Source organism: Natronobacterium gregoryi SP2 (assembly GCF_000230715.2).
Lineage (GTDB): Archaea > Halobacteriota > Halobacteria > Halobacteriales > Natrialbaceae > Natronobacterium > Natronobacterium gregoryi.
Window position 1 is genome coordinate 2,396,563 of record NC_019792.1, and the last position, 15,158, is coordinate 2,411,720.

Annotated in this window: 17 protein-coding genes; 11 read left to right on the forward strand and 6 right to left on the reverse strand. The window is 62.2% G+C overall.

From position 1 onward, the window contains the following. Positions 1 to 23: 23 nt before the first annotated feature. A complete protein-coding gene (locus tag NATGR_RS12000; RefSeq protein WP_005579601.1) occupies positions 24 to 269 on the forward strand; it encodes a glutathione S-transferase N-terminal domain-containing protein in 246 nt (81 codons plus the stop codon). A 23-nt stretch (positions 270 to 292) separates the two neighbouring features. Here NATGR_RS12000 and NATGR_RS12005 read toward each other — a convergent pair whose 3' ends face one another. Further along, a complete protein-coding gene (locus NATGR_RS12005) occupies positions 293 to 1,276 on the reverse strand; it encodes a transcriptional regulator (protein ID WP_005579602.1) in 984 nt (327 codons plus the stop codon). A gap of 186 nt (positions 1,277 to 1,462) precedes the next feature. On the opposite strand from NATGR_RS12005, the gene NATGR_RS12010 reads away from it, so the two are divergent. Beyond that, entirely contained in the window at positions 1,463 to 2,731 is a 1,269-nt protein-coding gene (locus NATGR_RS12010; protein WP_015233625.1) for a tRNA(Ile)(2)-agmatinylcytidine synthase, read from the forward strand. Positions 2,732 to 2,774: 43 nt separating this feature from the next. On the opposite strand, the gene NATGR_RS12015 is transcribed toward NATGR_RS12010, so the two are convergent. After that, on the reverse strand, positions 2,775 to 3,452 hold the full coding sequence (locus NATGR_RS12015; RefSeq protein WP_005579605.1) for a DUF502 domain-containing protein: 678 nt from the start codon (positions 3,450 to 3,452) through the stop codon (positions 2,775 to 2,777). 39 nt (positions 3,453 to 3,491) lie between these two features. Next, a complete protein-coding gene (locus NATGR_RS12020) occupies positions 3,492 to 4,328 on the reverse strand; it encodes a proline dehydrogenase family protein (protein ID WP_005579606.1) in 837 nt (278 codons plus the stop codon). A gap of 172 nt (positions 4,329 to 4,500) precedes the next feature. Here NATGR_RS12020 and NATGR_RS12025 point away from each other — a divergent pair, with 172 nt between their 5' ends. Further along, positions 4,501 to 5,466 (forward strand): D-2-hydroxyacid dehydrogenase, encoded by a 966-nt coding sequence (locus NATGR_RS12025; protein WP_005579607.1) that lies wholly within the window; start codon positions 4,501 to 4,503, stop codon positions 5,464 to 5,466. 71 nt (positions 5,467 to 5,537) lie between these two features. Beyond that, positions 5,538 to 6,083: a CDP-2,3-bis-(O-geranylgeranyl)-sn-glycerol synthase gene (locus NATGR_RS12030; protein ID WP_005579608.1), complete on the forward strand. Its 546-nt coding sequence runs from the start codon at positions 5,538 to 5,540 to the stop codon at positions 6,081 to 6,083. On the opposite strand, the gene NATGR_RS12035 is transcribed toward NATGR_RS12030, so the two are convergent. Beyond that, on the reverse strand, positions 6,084 to 7,043 hold the full coding sequence (locus NATGR_RS12035; protein WP_005579609.1) for an alpha/beta hydrolase: 960 nt from the start codon (positions 7,041 to 7,043) through the stop codon (positions 6,084 to 6,086). Positions 7,044 to 7,134: 91 nt separating this feature from the next. Between NATGR_RS12035 and pyrE the strand changes: the two genes are divergently transcribed. The 5 genes from pyrE (at position 7,135) to NATGR_RS12060 (ending at position 12,074) form a co-directional block, all read left to right on the forward strand. Beyond that, positions 7,135 to 7,662, forward strand: a complete 528-nt coding sequence (gene pyrE, locus NATGR_RS12040; protein ID WP_005579610.1) for an orotate phosphoribosyltransferase — start codon at positions 7,135 to 7,137, stop codon at positions 7,660 to 7,662. Positions 7,663 to 7,730: 68 nt separating this feature from the next. Then, positions 7,731 to 8,507 (forward strand): pyrroline-5-carboxylate reductase, encoded by a 777-nt coding sequence (gene proC / locus NATGR_RS12045; protein WP_005579611.1) that lies wholly within the window; start codon positions 7,731 to 7,733, stop codon positions 8,505 to 8,507. Beyond that, positions 8,500 to 9,333 carry a glutamate 5-kinase gene (gene proB, locus NATGR_RS12050; RefSeq protein ID WP_005579612.1) on the forward strand — a complete coding sequence of 278 codons (834 nt, stop codon included), beginning with the start codon at positions 8,500 to 8,502 and terminating at the stop codon, positions 9,331 to 9,333. Before proC ends, proB begins: the two co-directional genes overlap by 8 nt. Then, a complete protein-coding gene (locus NATGR_RS12055) occupies positions 9,326 to 10,663 on the forward strand; it encodes a glutamate-5-semialdehyde dehydrogenase (RefSeq protein ID WP_005579613.1) in 1,338 nt (445 codons plus the stop codon). Before proB ends, NATGR_RS12055 begins: the two co-directional genes overlap by 8 nt. A gap of 526 nt (positions 10,664 to 11,189) precedes the next feature. Further along, positions 11,190 to 12,074 (forward strand): IS1595 family transposase, encoded by an 885-nt coding sequence (locus tag NATGR_RS12060; protein ID WP_015233210.1) that lies wholly within the window; start codon positions 11,190 to 11,192, stop codon positions 12,072 to 12,074. 844 nt (positions 12,075 to 12,918) lie between these two features. Here NATGR_RS12060 and NATGR_RS19465 read toward each other — a convergent pair. After that, positions 12,919 to 13,131: a hypothetical protein gene (locus tag NATGR_RS19465; RefSeq protein WP_169330821.1), complete on the reverse strand. Its 213-nt coding sequence runs from the start codon at positions 13,129 to 13,131 to the stop codon at positions 12,919 to 12,921. Positions 13,132 to 13,553: 422 nt separating this feature from the next. On the opposite strand from NATGR_RS19465, the gene NATGR_RS12065 reads away from it, so the two are divergent. Beyond that, complete coding sequence (locus NATGR_RS12065; RefSeq protein WP_005579618.1) at positions 13,554 to 14,546, forward strand: IS110 family RNA-guided transposase; 993 nt, start codon at positions 13,554 to 13,556, stop codon at positions 14,544 to 14,546. 211 nt (positions 14,547 to 14,757) lie between these two features. Then, positions 14,758 to 14,883, forward strand: a complete 126-nt coding sequence (locus NATGR_RS20440; RefSeq protein WP_015233628.1) for a hypothetical protein — start codon at positions 14,758 to 14,760, stop codon at positions 14,881 to 14,883. Between the two features lie 12 nt (positions 14,884 to 14,895). Here the strand turns inward: NATGR_RS20440 and NATGR_RS12070 are convergent, their stop codons facing one another. After that, complete coding sequence (locus tag NATGR_RS12070) at positions 14,896 to 15,141, reverse strand: hypothetical protein (RefSeq protein ID WP_005579619.1); 246 nt, start codon at positions 15,139 to 15,141, stop codon at positions 14,896 to 14,898. Positions 15,142 to 15,158 lie beyond the last annotated feature (17 nt).

A 15,158-nucleotide genomic window follows, 5' to 3' on the forward strand; every position in this document is an offset into this window, starting at 1 on the left:
GGTGTCAGTCGACACCCTCGAGTATGGCCGACATTACGCTATACGACTTGCCTGGCTGCCCGTTCTGTGCGAAGGTCCGAACGAAACTCGAGGAACTCGACCTCGAGTACGACGTGATCGAGGTGCCACGTTCTCACGCCGATCGAACCGACGTCGAAGACGTAAGCGGCCAGACCGGCGTCCCGGTCATCACCGACGAGACACAAGGCGTCGAAGGACTGTACGAGAGCGACGACATCGTCGAGTATCTGGAAGAGACGTACGCCTGACCTCGAGAGTGAATCGGCGCCGATCAGGCTGCTTCTTCGTTTTCTGCCCGTTCGCGGATGACCTTTCGGAGTTCTTCGGCGTCGCGCATCTCCGAGAGTTCGTCGCGTTCGACCAAAGCAGTGCCGTCGACGGCGTTGCGTTTCGCCCGGTCGACGACGTAGACGGATTGAGTGTGTGTGACGTGGCCGATCGAACTCATGATGCGGGCACGTTTCTTCGCGGCTTTCGTGAACGCGGAGTGGCCAGTGAGAACGACGTCCTCCTCGCTGTCGTCTTCGGCGTCCTCGGTCTCGCGACTGACCGCTTTGAACGGCGACCGGAGCGTCGGGTGGACCTTATAGCCGGCCCGGGTGAAGACCGCGACGACCTGTTCGTCGTCGGGGTCGGCTTCGGGGTCTTCCGGCGTCGACTCGGGTTCGTGCACTTCGTCTGCACCGTCGAGGACGTCAACTGGACTCGTCAGCGGTGCGTCGAACATCTCCTGGAGCTCCATCGCGATTTCGACGGAGGCGTTCATCCCGTCTTCGTATTTCGAGACGGTTCGCCGGGAGACGCCGAGTTCGCTGGCGAGTTGGCCGAGACTCAGGTCTCGCTCCTGGCGTTCGTCGGCGAGCACGTCGCCGTCGATGTTGACGTACAACCCTCCCGGCGCAGCGTAGATCAGTGGCGGCACCTCCTCGATAAAGAGGTTGTACGCGGTGTCCGGACTGAGAACGGGAACGCCGTGACGGAAGTAGACGACATCGGGTTTGAGATCCTCGTCGCGACTGCGCAACCCGATAACCAGTGGCGTCGCGTCGAGATAGGTGCCGAGTCGGCGCATCTCGTGGCCGGTCGCCTCGTTGAAGGCGTCGATGTTGCCGAGAATCTTCACCAGAATCAAGTCTGCACCACGTCGCGCGGCGATGTCGAAGCTCTTTGGACGAATCGCACACCGGTCACTTACCGTGAATCCCGCGTCCTCTAACATCGCGGTCACGTTGCCGACCAGTGCGGAGCGGGACATACGGGGATGTAAGCTATTCCTCCTACAAGAGCTTTTCCCCAGGATGCCCGTCTGCTGTGTGGCGATTCCAGGCCATTTCAGCAGTATCCTTATATATTGGTTTCGATCGTCACCGAGCTGCACCGAACTGGCGACCGACTGCCGACGTCCGAAAGGTGTTACTCGCCGCCGCACCAAGACGAAGCGATGACAGTCGTCGGGATCGACGATACCGACTCCCGCGAACGCGGGATGTGTACGACCTACGTCGCAAGAGAGGTCGCAAAGCGATTGCGCCGCGACAGAGCGTCTGTCGGCCGCCTCTTCCTCGTCCGACTCAACCCCGCCGTCGAGTACAAGACTCGGGGCAACGCCGCGCTCGCAATCGAGACCGACTGCGATCCCGACCGCGCCCTCGAGGTGGCCGGCGACCGCCTCGAGTCACTCGCGGAAACCGCCGACGAACGGACGAACCCGGGGCTGGTGGTAGCCGACACAGACGTCGAATCGGTCCCCGAGGACGTGGCCGGGCTCGCCGACCGCGCGATCCGCGAGGAACTCACGATCGCCGAGGCCGTCGACCGCATCGACAGGCACGGCTACCGCTCGTGGCACGCCGGCAACGGCCGTGGACGGATCGGCGCGCTGGCTGCGATCGGCGCACCGCAGGCGCTCGAGGAGTGGACTTACGAGCAAATCTCCTACCGCGACCCCGATCGATGGGGAACACCTCGGATGGTCGACGAGGAGAGCGTCTTCACGGCGGCCGACTGGGGCTACCCCGAGGCGTGGGACACGGTCGACCGGGGCGAAGACGAAGCCGTCTGCGTTCCACACACGCCGGGCCCGATTCTGTACGGCATCCGCGGCGACGACCCCGAAACTGTCTGGAAAACAGCGGATCGGATCGACGGCGAACCCGTCCACGCGAGCCAGCTATTCGTGACCAACCAGGGCACCGACGCCCACCTTCAGAACGGAACGATCGACGAGGCCCACGACGACCGAGCCTACCGGCTCGAGGGCCGGGTCACGACCGACCCCGAGACGCGCCAGGGCGGCCACGTCTTTTTCGAACTCGCCGGCGAGGAGTCGCGTCTCGAGTGTGCCGCCTTCGAACCGACCAAACGGTTCCGTGACCGGGTCCGATCGCTACGCGTCGGCGATCGGATCACCGCCTGTGGCGAACTGTCGGACGGAACGCTCAAACTCGAGAAGTTCGCGGTGCGGGAACTCGTCCGGACCGAACTCGCGACGCCGATCTGTCCCGGCTGCGAGCGGACGATGGAGAGTGCCGGCCGCGATCAGGGATACCGGTGTCGGGACTGTAAGACGACAGCCAAAGCAAAACGGGAGGTAGACGTCGAACGGGACCTCGAGACGGGCTGGTACGAAGTACCGCCGTGCGCCCGTCGACACATCGCGAAGCCGCTCGTTCGAGGTGGGTTCGACGCACCGACTCACCCCGAGCGGTGAGTCGCATCGACCCGCACGACAGCAGTCACTGATCTGGTCGCCACTAATCGTCGTCGTTGGATTGTTTTACTGTCCGTTCGTCGATGACGTCGATCGGAACGCCGGCGTCCATGCCGCGTCGGTCGGCGTCGCCGAATCCTGCGCTCAAGACGCGGGTGAGGGCGTCTTCGACGTCCTCGTCGAGTTCGTCGAACCGCTCGGGCCGGACCTCGAGGACGAACCCCGTCGTAATGTTCGGCGAGGTCGGCAAGAAGAGAACGTGTCGTCCGTCGTCGGTGGTCTTGCCAGTCTTGAACGCCGTCATCCGAAGCCCCTCCCAGACCTCGAGTTTGACCGGCGTCTGGAGCGACTCTTGTTCTCCTAGTGCGGTTTCGGCGGCCATCTTGGAAGCGTTGTAGATCACTCGCATGACGGGGACGCGGTTGGCGACGCTGTCGACGACGCGTTCGAAGAGGCCACCGGCCGTCGTTCGCATGAGATAACCGACCGAGAACGTGAGGATCGTGACGACGGTCAGGACGACGACGACTCGAAGAAACGCTGCGACCTGTTCGCGGGTCCCTTCGCCCCCCAACAGCGGCGAAAGGGCGTCGGGTTCCAGGATGACCTCGGGCGTGATACCCGCGACGAGCCCATAGAGCCAGTAGATGACGTAGAGGGTCACGAGAATCGGGCCGAGAACGATCAACCCGCTCGCGAAGTCCCGCTTCCACGAAGCCATGTAGGACAACTCACACCAGGGGCTAAAGAGCCCTTTCCTTTACCGGCCGAGAATTGCCCGAAGCGCGAATCGGAGGTTCTCTTTTCGCTCCATCACACGACGATAGAAGTACGACTTCCAGCGGCTGCCGTAGGGAACGTACTGGTAAACCTCGTACTCCTCGGCGAGGTCGTACTGTGTGTCGGTCCGGACGCCCATCAGCATCTGTACCTCGAAGTCAGTCCCATGTTCGTCGTAGAGATCGATGGCGTAGTCGACGATCTCGGGGTCGTGACTACCGACGCCGACACCGCCGTCGTAGTGTTCGAACGCGTACTCGAGCAGCCCTTTCAGTTCCTCCGTGGCACGCTCTCTGTCGGTGTAGGCGACGTCTTCGGGTTCGTCGTAGGCTCCCTTGACGAACCGAACCTTGCCGGGGACGTCGGCGAGGCGTTCGACATCGTCGCGTGTCCGTCTAAGATTCGCCTGGACGCAGACGCCGACCCCGCCTTCGTACTCCCGGGCAAGTTCCTCGTAGGCGTCGAGTGTCGTGTCGGTCGTCGTGTGGTCTTCCATGTCCACCCAGACGAAGACGTCGTGGTCTTGGGCAGTCTCGACGATCGACTCGAGTTCCTCCTGGAAGACGTCCTCGCCGATATCGAGCCCGAGCTGGGACGGCTTGACGGAGAGACAGGCCTCGAGGTCCGACTCTGCGATGTCTGCGACGAGCGAGCGATACTCCGCGGCGTCGTCGCTTGCCGGTGGCCGTTCGTCGTAGTGTTCGCCGAGCAGGTTGACGATCGCTTTGACGTCTCGTTCGTTGAGCGTTCGAACGTGATCGAGCACCGCTGCAGGAGATTCACCAGCGACGAATCGACTCGCGATCGGCGGGATCATAGCCGATGGGTTGGTCGCCAGTGATAAGGAATTTGGTATACCGGCGCGTCCGGCGGTGAACGGTATCGGTCACTGATGTCCGAATCCGGTGTCTCTTTTGGTCGTTCGATCGATCAGCCAGCCTCGAGTACAGACCAGTAGCTCAAAGTTCCATCCACCAGACGGGGGTCGTATGAGTCAGCCAGACGTCGCCGTTCTCAGGGAAGGAACGGAAGGACTCTCGATGGGGCCGTACGCCAAAGCCCTGCGCGAGCGACTTCCGGATCACACCGTCTCGCTCGCTCGAACGCCCCGGGAGGAACGCGAACTCACCGCCACCGCGCGGGTCGTTACCGGCACGGGGATCGACGAGGACCTGCTCGCCGTCGCCACCCGACTCGAGTTGTTCGCCTGTGCTTTTTCCGGCACTGAACACCTGCCGAAGGCAGAACTCGCGGACCGCGGGGTCATCGTCACCAACGCAGGCGGTGTCCACGCGCCGGGGATCGCCGAACAGGCGATCGGCAACATGCTCGCGTTCGCCCGGCGACTCCACGAGGGGTGGCGACGCACGGAACGCAACGAGTGGCGTCACTTCCAGTCAACCGAGTTTACGGGCAGCACCGTCACGATCGTCGGCCTCGGCTCGATCGGCCAGGCGATCGCACAGCGCCTCGAGGGGTTCGAGGTGGAGACGATCGGCGTCCGGTACACGCCAGAGAAAGGCGGCCCGACTGACGAGGTCGTCGGCCTCGAGACGGGCACGATCCACGACGCGTTCGCCCGCAGCGAGTACGTCGTGCTCGCGTGTCCGCTGACCGACGAGACTCGTCGCCTCGTCGATGGGGAAGCGTTCGCGACGTTGCCACCCGAGGCCGTCCTGGTAAACGTCGCACGTGGCGGCATCGTCGACACCGACGCCCTGGTCGACGCGCTCCAGCGGAACGCGATCCGCGGTGCCGCACTCGACGTCACCGATCCCGAACCGCTCCCGCCGGAGCACCCGCTGTGGGACCTCGGCAACTGTTTCATCACGCCCCACACCGGCGGCCACACGCCGAACCACTGGGATCGGCTCGCTGACGTCGTCGCCCACAACGTCGAAGCGCTCGAGCACGGCGGCGACCTCGAGAACGTCGTCTTGACGCCCGACCGGTAGCTCTCGCTCGCGGAGGTCGCTTTGGCGACGGAACCACCCCGATTAAGGCACACCGGTTCGTCCCGCCGGATATGGCACTACTCGAGACAGTCGTGATCGCGTTCTGGGCGATGTTGCCCGCCTACGTACCGAACAATGCGGCGGTGCTCGCCGGCGGCGGCCGACCGATCGACGGCGGCCGGACCTGGGGAGACAAACGCGTCCTCGGCGACGGCAAGACCTGGCGCGGCACCGCGGCGGGAATCGCGGCGGGGCTTGCGCTTGCGGCCATTCTCACACTTCTCGTCGACGACGTGAGTGCCACTCTCGGGTTCGCGGTACCGGCCTTCGAACCGCTGGCGGCGCTCGGTCTCGCGGCCGGAGCGATGCTCGGAGACGTGCTCGCTTCCTTCCTCAAGCGACGCACGGGACGCCAACGTGGCGCGATGTTCCCCGGCGTCGACCAGTTGGACTTCGTGATCGTCTCGCTGCCGCTTACTGCCCTGCTCGCAACCGAGTGGTTCCTCGAGTGGTTCACCTGGGACGTGATCCTCGTCGTCGTCGTGCTCACGCCCGTTCTGCACGTGACGACGAACGTGATCGCGTACAAACTCGGGCTGAAGGACGAACCCTGGTAGTTATTCGAGTTCCGTCTGGAGATCCGTCACGACCTCGTCGTAAGCCTCGTGGGCACGCTCGAGGTCGATCGGCTCGCCGATCATCCCGACGAAGCCGTGGACGACGTCGTCGTAGTGGTGGTGTGAGACGGAGACGCCGTCGGCCTCGAGTCGGTCGGCGTAGGCCCCGCCGTCGTCACGCAGCGGATCGAAGCCGGCGGTGACGATCGTCGCCGGCGGCAGTCCCGAGAGGTCGTGGGCGCGTCGAGGGAGTGCGTAGACGTTCCCTCGATCGATCTCGTCCTCGAGGTAGTGGTCGACGAACCAGTCGATCTCGTCTTTCGTCAGAACGTACCCTTCCGCGTTCTCCTCGTAGGCGGGCGTCTCGGTCACGTCGCCCGTGCTCGGATAGAGCAGCACCTGATACGCCGGTCGAGGACCGTCTCGATCCCGGGCGAGCAGCGCCGTCGCAGTCGCCAGGTTTCCACCCGCGCTGTCGCCGGCGAGGACGATCCGGTCGGGGTCGGCGTCCAGTTCGGCGGCGTTCTCGCCTGCCCACTCGAGGGCGGCGTAACAGTCCTCCAGACCCGCGGGGAACGGGTGTTCTGGTGCGGGCCGGTAGTCGACGCTGACGACGGCGTACCCCGACTCGGCAGCGAGTTTCCGACAGGTCACGTCGTGGGTCTCTACGCTGCCGATGACCCAGCCGCCGCCGTGGAAGTAGAGAATCAGCGGTTCCTCGCCGGGGCCGGCCCGTGGCTCGTAGTACCTGATCGCTATCTCGCCGTCGGGGCCGTCGATCGTTCGGTCCTCGACGGCGTGGAGGTCGAACACAACCTCCTTGCCGACGCGCAACTGGTCGAACAGCTGGCGTGCCGTTTCGGGCGACACCTCCCCAAAGTCGGGGACGTCGACCGAGTCGTACATCTCGAGGAACTGCTGAACGTCCGGGTGGGGTTCGTCCGCACGCGGTAGTGTCATCGGTCGAATTGTTTTCACGTCGGCGCAAAAAGCTACGGCTCGCTGTGCCGTTCCACACTGCTTATTTCGGTGGGACTCGCCCTTTCGAGCAATGACGAACCAGGAACTCATCGACGCCCTGCGGGCGGCCGAGGCCGTCCAGTTCGGCGAGTTCGAACTGTCCCACGGCGGCACGAGCGAGTACTACGTCGACAAGTACCTCTTCGAGACCAACCCCGACTGCCTCGAGGCCGTCGCCGAGGCGTTTGCCGACCGCGTCGACGGCGACGACAAGCTCGCGGGCGTCGCCCTCGGTGCGGTACCGCTCGCGGCGGCGACCAGCGTCGCGGCCGGCGTTCCCTACGTCATCGCGCGCAAGCAGCGCAAGGACTACGGCACCGCGAACCTGATCGAGGGCCGACTCGAGGAGGGCGAGGAGGTCGTCGTCTTAGAGGACATCGTGACGACGGGGACGAGTCTCGTCGACGCAATCGAGGCGCTTCGCGAGGCCGGTGCGACCGTCGACCGGGCGCTCGTCGTGGTCGACCGCGAAGAGGGCGGCCGCGAGAACGTCGAGGACGCCGACGTCGAAATGGAGTCGCTGGTGACGGCGAGTGAACTACTCGCCGACCGGGAGTGATACACCCTCGACAGTACGTGCCCGAAACCAAAGGTGTATGACCGCCTCGTCACATCAACTGGGGTAGGATGACAGATGTGAGCGTCATCGGCTGTGGAAACATGGGGAGTGCCCTGATACAGGGCCTTGCCGCGTCCGGCAAACACACGTTGACGGCGTGTGACCTGGACCCGGACGCACTCGCGGCGGTCGAGGCGTACAGTTCGCAGACCACGGACGATCCCACGGTGGCGACGGAAGCAGCCGTCGTCGTCGTCGCGGTGAAACCGGCCGTCGTCGAAGCCGTTCTCAAGTCGATCGACCTGTCGGAAGACCAGACGCTGGTCTCGTTCGCGGCGGGCGTCTCGACGGAGTTCGTCGAACAGTACACCGACGCGACGGTCGTTCGCGTGATGCCGAACCTCGCGGCCGAGACGAGGACGATGGCCGCGGCAGTGACCGAACACAGCGTCACCGACGAGGTACGGGAACTGCTCGACGACGTCGGCGAGTTCGTCGAGATCGACGAGGATCGGATGGACGTCGCGACCGCCGTCAACGGCAGTGGCCCTGCCTTCGTCTACTATCTGCTCGACGCGATGGCCCAGGCGGGCGTCGACCGCGGTCTCGAGCCGGAGCAGGCACGACTCCTCGCAGCACAGACGTTCAAGGGCGCCGCCGAGACCGTGTTGCGCACCGATCGACCGATCGACGAGATGATCGACGCGGTCTGTTCGCCAAACGGGACGACCATCGAGGGGATGGACGTCCTCTGGGAGAGCGAGGCCGACGAGGCCGTGACGGAAGCGGTGACGGCGGCGGCAGAACGTTCGGCAGAACTCGCAGTCGAGGCAGAAAATGAGTGACTCGACGGGGGCGGAGATGGTCGAAGCGGCACGAGAACAGGCAGCTGACGCCGACCGCGTCGTCGTCAAGGCAGGAACGAATTCGCTGACCGACGAGGAGTCCAACTTAGACGACGAGAAACTCGACAAACTCGTCGACGACGTCGCCGACCTCCGGAAGCGGGGCAAAGACGTGATCCTTGTCTCCTCGGGTGCCGTCGGCGCCGGCAAGGGACGGGTCGGCTACACCGGCGAAACCGTCGAGGAATCGCAGGCGCTGTCGACCGTCGGACAGAGCCACCTGATGCACCGGTACACCGAGAGCTTCGACCGGTACGACACGAAGGTCGCACAGATCCTGGTGAGCCAACAGGATCTCGAGAACACCGATCGGTTCACCAACTTCCGGAACACGATCGAGACGCTGCTCGAGTGGGACATCGTCCCGATCATCAACGAGAACGACGCGGTCGCGACCGAGGAGATCCGGATCGGTGACAACGACATGCTCTCCTCGTCGGTCGCGATCGGGATCGACATTGACCTGCTCGTGACGCTCACCGATGTCGGCGGCGTCTACACCGGGAATCCGAAGGAAGACCCCGACGCGGAACGCATCGAGGCCGTCGGCGACAACTACGACGAGGTCCAGGGGGTTATCGACGGCAGCTCGACCGAGACGTTCGGCGGCATCCAGACCAAGGTCCAGGGCGCCCGCAAGGTCAGCGAACACGGGAACCCGGCGATCATCGCCAAGTCTACCGAGCCGAACATCTTGAAAAAAATCGCTACTGGCAAGCCCGTGGGGACGGTATTCGTTCCTATAAACGGTGTCACCGATGAGTGAGAAACCGATCGAAACTAAAGTCGACGAGGCACAGACCGCAGCCTTAGAGCTCGCGACGCTGTCCGACGAGCGACGACGTGCGGGCCTCGAGGCGATCGCCGACGCGATCGACGAGCACCACGACGAGATTCTCGCGGCCAACGAGAAAGACGTCACCGAGGCCGAGAAGCTACTCGAGGCAGGCGAGTACAGCCAGGCGCTGGTCGACCGGCTGAAACTCTCCGCGTCGAAACTCGAGGACATCTCCGAGATGGTCCGCAGCGTCGCCGCCCAGGAGGACCCACTCGAGAAGACCCTGGAGGCGCGACGGCTCGACGAAGATCTGGAACTGTACAAGGTCGCCGTTCCCATCGGCGTCGTCGGGACGGTCTTCGAGTCCCGGCCCGATGCGCTGGTCCAGATCGCCGCGCTCGGACTCAGGTCCGGCAACGCCGTCATCCTCAAGGGTGGCAGCGAGGCGGCCCACTCCAACCGGGTGCTGTTCGAGATCATCGAGGAAGCGACCGCCACGGCCGACGTTCCCGACGGCTGGGCCCAGCAGATCGAGGCCCGCGAGGACGTCGACGCCATGCTCGCGATGGACGATTCGATCGACCTGCTGATGCCCCGTGGCAGTTCCGCGTTCGTCTCGTACATTCAGGACAACACGAGCATCCCCGTGCTCGGCCACACCGAAGGCGTCTGTCACGTCTTCGTCGACGGCGAGGCCAACCTCGAGATGGCCGAGGAGATCGCCTTCGACGCGAAAGTGCAGTATCCTGCCGTGTGTAACGCCGTCGAGACGCTTTTGGTCCACGAGGACGTCGCCACGGACTTCCTCCCCGGGATCGTCGAACGCTACGAGGACGCCGACGTCGAACTGCGCGGCGACGAGGCCACCCGCGAGGTCGTCGACGTCGATCCCGTTACCGACGACGACTGGAACACCGAGTACGGTGACCTCGAGCTCTCGATCAAAGTCGTCGACTCGCTGTCGGCCGCCATGGGCCACATCACCGAGTACGGCTCCAAGCACACGGAGTCGATCGTCACCGAGGACGCCGACCGCGCCGCACGCTTCATGCGCGGGCTCGACTCCGCGAGCGTCTACCACAACGCCTCGACGCGGTTCGCCGACGGCTACCGGTACGGCCTCGGCGCGGAGGTCGGCATCTCCACCGGCAAGATCCACGCCCGCGGTCCCGTCGGCCTCGAGGGACTGACGACCTACAAGTACCATCTCGAGGGCGACGGCCAACTCGTCGCGACCTACGCCGGCGAAGACGCGAAGCCGTACCTCCACGAGGAGTTCGACGCGGAGTGGACGCCGGGCCGGCTCTCCGAGAAGTAGCGTCGCTGTCGTACGAAGTTCACTCGGCTGATTTGGTATCGGGCTTTGTGGGTCCTTGTAGTCGGAAACCGATACCGGAACGGGGACTACTCATCGGGAGTAGCACTCCCGCTCATAGTTTTGGTTTACTTCTATCCGATAGGTGGGATATAGGGTCTGCTGAATACAGAGCGCGAATGTGGCAAAATGTAGATTTTGTCAGGCCATGCCGTTACTGGTTAGGAAATCGGACCTATGTTTATCGATGGCTTTCCGTGATCGACCGATGATCCGACGGCGAATCGGGCTAGTATATTAACTGGAGGCCATCATATCGCTGTTTACGAACATGCGTGTGAAACGAATAGCCGGGTTGACGGCCGTCTGGTTGGGTGGAATGATGGCCATACGCGGCGCTTCGACAGCCGGTTTCTCGCTTTCACTTGGTTTTTTGGGACGCTCTTCTGTAGGAGATTGTTGATACCGCTCAGCTGTCGCTGTAGAATCGAAGAGAGCAAGGACACCGCGTTAGCGGTGTCCGTTAGGCATGATCCCGCTAGATGTGTTTGGGTCGGAATCGGTCGCAGCGGACCTGTTAGAGCAGGTTCGCTGGCGTAACGGTGTTACTTGCCCTCGCTGCCGTTCTGACCTGACGGTCAAGAACGGCAGCTATGGGCACTTTCAGCGCTATCTCTGTAAGAATTGCGACCGCACGTTCAACGACAAGACCGGCACAATCTTCGCCCATTCGAAAGTCGCACTCAGAAAGTGGCTGTTCTCGATTTACGCGTTTCTCCGGTTTAACACGAGTCTTCGTCAACTTCAGATAGAGATCGACGTCCAGTACAAAACGATCTACCAGCGCGTCGAGCGCTTCACGAAGGCGCTTGATGCACCTTCGCTTGACCTTGTCGGACCGGTCGAAATCGATGAAGTCTACGTTTCTGCAGGGCTGAAAGGCCGCGAGCGCGACCAAGAGTCGCGCTCGCGTGGCCTGTCCACGCGTGGGCGAGGAACGTACGAGCAGGACAAACCGCCGGTGTTTACGATCGTCGATCGTGGCACCGGCGACCGATACGTGATCCCAGCGAAATCAGCCGACGAATCGACGATTCGGCTCCTTCTCGAAAACCGTCAGAAGGAGCCACTGACCGTCTATACTGACGGATTTCGTGCCTACGATCCACTGGCCGAGGACGACGCATTCGACCGCGAATACGTCGTCCACGGCGACGGCGAATACGCCAACGAAAACGTACACGTCAACACCTGCGAGAGCCACGGATCGCTGCTGCGACCGTGGCTCTCGCCTCATCGAGGCATCTCAAAAGACAAGCTCACACAGTATCTCCGAGCGTTCCAACTTCGACGAAAGCTACTGCGGAAACCAGGGAGAGAAGCGCTCAAACACGCTATCAAAGCGACGCTATGAGATCAACAAAGTGCTACACAAGAGCGTTTTTGGGAAGTGTGCTAGGTGGGTTTTTGGTTCTATTTTCCGGCATCTGGTTGATCGTGAGAGACGAAGAACTTCCCGAAGATACAGGAGAGCGACTCATTCCGAGGCGGTGGGAATGGTATGCCATCTCCATATTTTTCACTATCGGTGCTGTAACCTACACCGTCGAACTACTCGGTATCGTTACGTTCTAATCTCGGCGGGTATCGTCCAATGTCACACTGATGCTCCTCTGCTTCGAATAGCAGGTAGACTGAACGATTAGTTCCTCAAATTCGACGTCCAACAAGCGATGTCGCTGTGCTGCATCCATCCTCTATCTTCTTCCAAGGAGAGAATCCCGCCGTTTACGACGGGCGTGAATCCGACACCGCCGACACAGACCACGTTCAGCAGCTATACGGATATTTAAGTCGAATCGCCTCGTAGTATGACGTACACCGAGGCGGCATGACCGCCCACCTAATCGGACAATATCGGGACTCCGAGGCCCAGAACGTTCGAAACACTCTCGAACCGCTGTGGTGTCTCGGCCAAGATAACTCCGAGTCCCCTGCCGGGATAGGAGTAACGGCGGTGTGGCCCCGTCCTCAGAAATCGTTGATTTCTGATGGGTTGCACGAGAACGCCGTTCTCGTGAACGCCATCGGCCCGTCATACCGACGAGTCGCAAACCAGCAAATATCCCAACCCAGCGGTACGGTGCCGTGGGAAGCCTCGCCGCTCACGGCGAGGAGGAGGTCACATCTTGTACACCCATTTCAACATGTCCGTGATCTGCCACGCTGGAACGTACGAGGAGCTACGTTAATCCGTATCAGAAAGCCCCCGCTCGCTCGAGTCGGGGGGCTCGCTGCGATCCTCGGCTCGCGACGCTCGCCTCCGGTTCTTCCGTCGCCCGCCTTCCTCGAGTGAGCGGCCCCTTTCGTTCCCACCCGACCACTCCCTCCCCAGCCGACTCGTTCGCTCGCGGGCTCACGGTCTCCGGCCGTTCGCCTTCCGCGACGCTCCGCGTCGTGCTCTCGCTCACTCGTCCCTCGCACGCTATCAGCGGAGTGCCCCCGCTTCTGCTCGGGCACTCCGTCAGCGCGCCAAAGCCAAATTTGTGTTCGCACACGTGCTTGCCCGGACGAGCGAAACGTCTGATACGGTTTACTGTAAGTCATTTCCGGCACAACCGCGACCCGGGCGGCGGTTGCGCCGGTAAATCGTTACAGCAATCCGTATGAATCCAGTGCAAACGTAGTATACAGAATCCATGAAAATCCCGCAGCTAAGGGCCTAGGCCGTGAACGAGGCACTAGGGACTGGCTGAGACCGAAACTCATGCGGTGCGAAAAGCACGTTATCAGAGAATGGTCCGAGCCCGTGACAAGACGCGGAATCTTGTGCCATCGAGCACGTATAGGAGGATCTCTCTCGTTCACGCCACAGTCCCAACGGAGGCGTCCTATGTACCTCGGAATAGACACCCACACACGATACTCGCAAGTTGCCGTCGTGGACGACGACGGCAACTTGCAAGACGAGATCCGCTTGCCAAACGATCGTCTTGACGAACTCGCCGAACAGTACGCCGGTGGCGAAGCTGCGATCGAAGCATCTGGCCACTACCGGCCGCTGTACGAGATGCTCGACGAGCATCTCGACGTAACACTCGTTAACCCATCAAAGAACAGGGTTATCGCCGATGCGACGGTCAAGACCGATCGCATCGACGCGAAACGACTCGCACACATGCTTCGGGCAGACATGCTCGCTGAGAGCTACGTCCCGTCGGACGAGATCCGCACGTTGCGGGATCTCGTCCGAACGAGAAAGGCGCTTGTCGAAGAACGGACAGCTGAGAAAAACCGCGTCAGAGCTGTCCTCAAGCGTACCGACAACGCCTACGACAGCGAGTTGTTCGGCCCGACTGGGCGAGAGTTCCTCGCGGAACTCTCGCTCAGTGATGCTGATCGAACGATCGTCGAGGCACACCTCTCCGTGATCGACGAGTACGACGCACAGATTGAGAAGCTCGAAGCAAAGATCGAGCAGAAGACACTGGAATCGCCAGCAGCCCAGCGGCTGCTGGCGATTCCGGGTGTAGGCCAGTCCACGGCTGCGTTAATCGTTGCAGAAATCGGTGAAATTGATCGGTTTGACCGGCAGGAAGAGTTGGTGAGTTACGCTGGACTCGATCCAATGGTTCACCAGTCCGGCGACATGGAAGTCCATGGAAGCATCAGCAAAGAGGGCTCAGCGCCACTGCGCTGGGCCCTCGTCCAATGTGCCCATGTTTCCGTCCGGTACGACGATTACCTCGGCAACTTCTACACACGGTTGAAACAGCGGAAAAACAAGCAGATAGCGATTGTTGCAACAGCTCGGAAGATGCTGGTCTCCATCTTCTACATGCTGAAGCGACAGGAACCGTACGATCCACCGGAGGTGAGTGCCTGAGCGACGGTTTGCGTCGCTCAGGCACAGCTTGCTTTCGTCCGCACAGCCACCGCTACCGCAACAGGATTGCCCCCGCCTGGCGGGAGATTCTTTTCTCTGAAGTGGCCGCTGTCGGGTGATTCCGCAGCCACGTTCGGGTGAGCCGCTCGGCTCACCCGAACAATTATTGTCAGTGGTGTGGTATAGCCCGGTGCGGGATTTTCATAGGAGCATGGGTACGATCTCGGCACGTATCCCGGACGCACTCGAGGAAGAACGGCTCGATCTCGCGGCCCCCGATGACGTCGGTATCTACGATAGCGATGTGACGACGATCGCCTCCGACGACGAGAAATGAGCAGCTACCCGTTCAACTCGAGGTCGGCCACCCTCCGGGAGGCTGGTGACACGCCCAGTGCAGTCCCATCTTGCTGTGGACGTGTTCCGCGAAGAGACCGCTGTTCTCGCCGACTCTCCCCATCAGGACGCCGTCTTTCGTTATCTGCACCCAGTAGTACAGCAGCCACGGGTCGGCGCTCACGACGTCGGTCTTCGACGCGCCCTCGGCCAGTGACTTTCCCTTCTCGACGGCGATCGACACCTCGTAGTCTCGCATCGCTGCGGGGAAGGCGA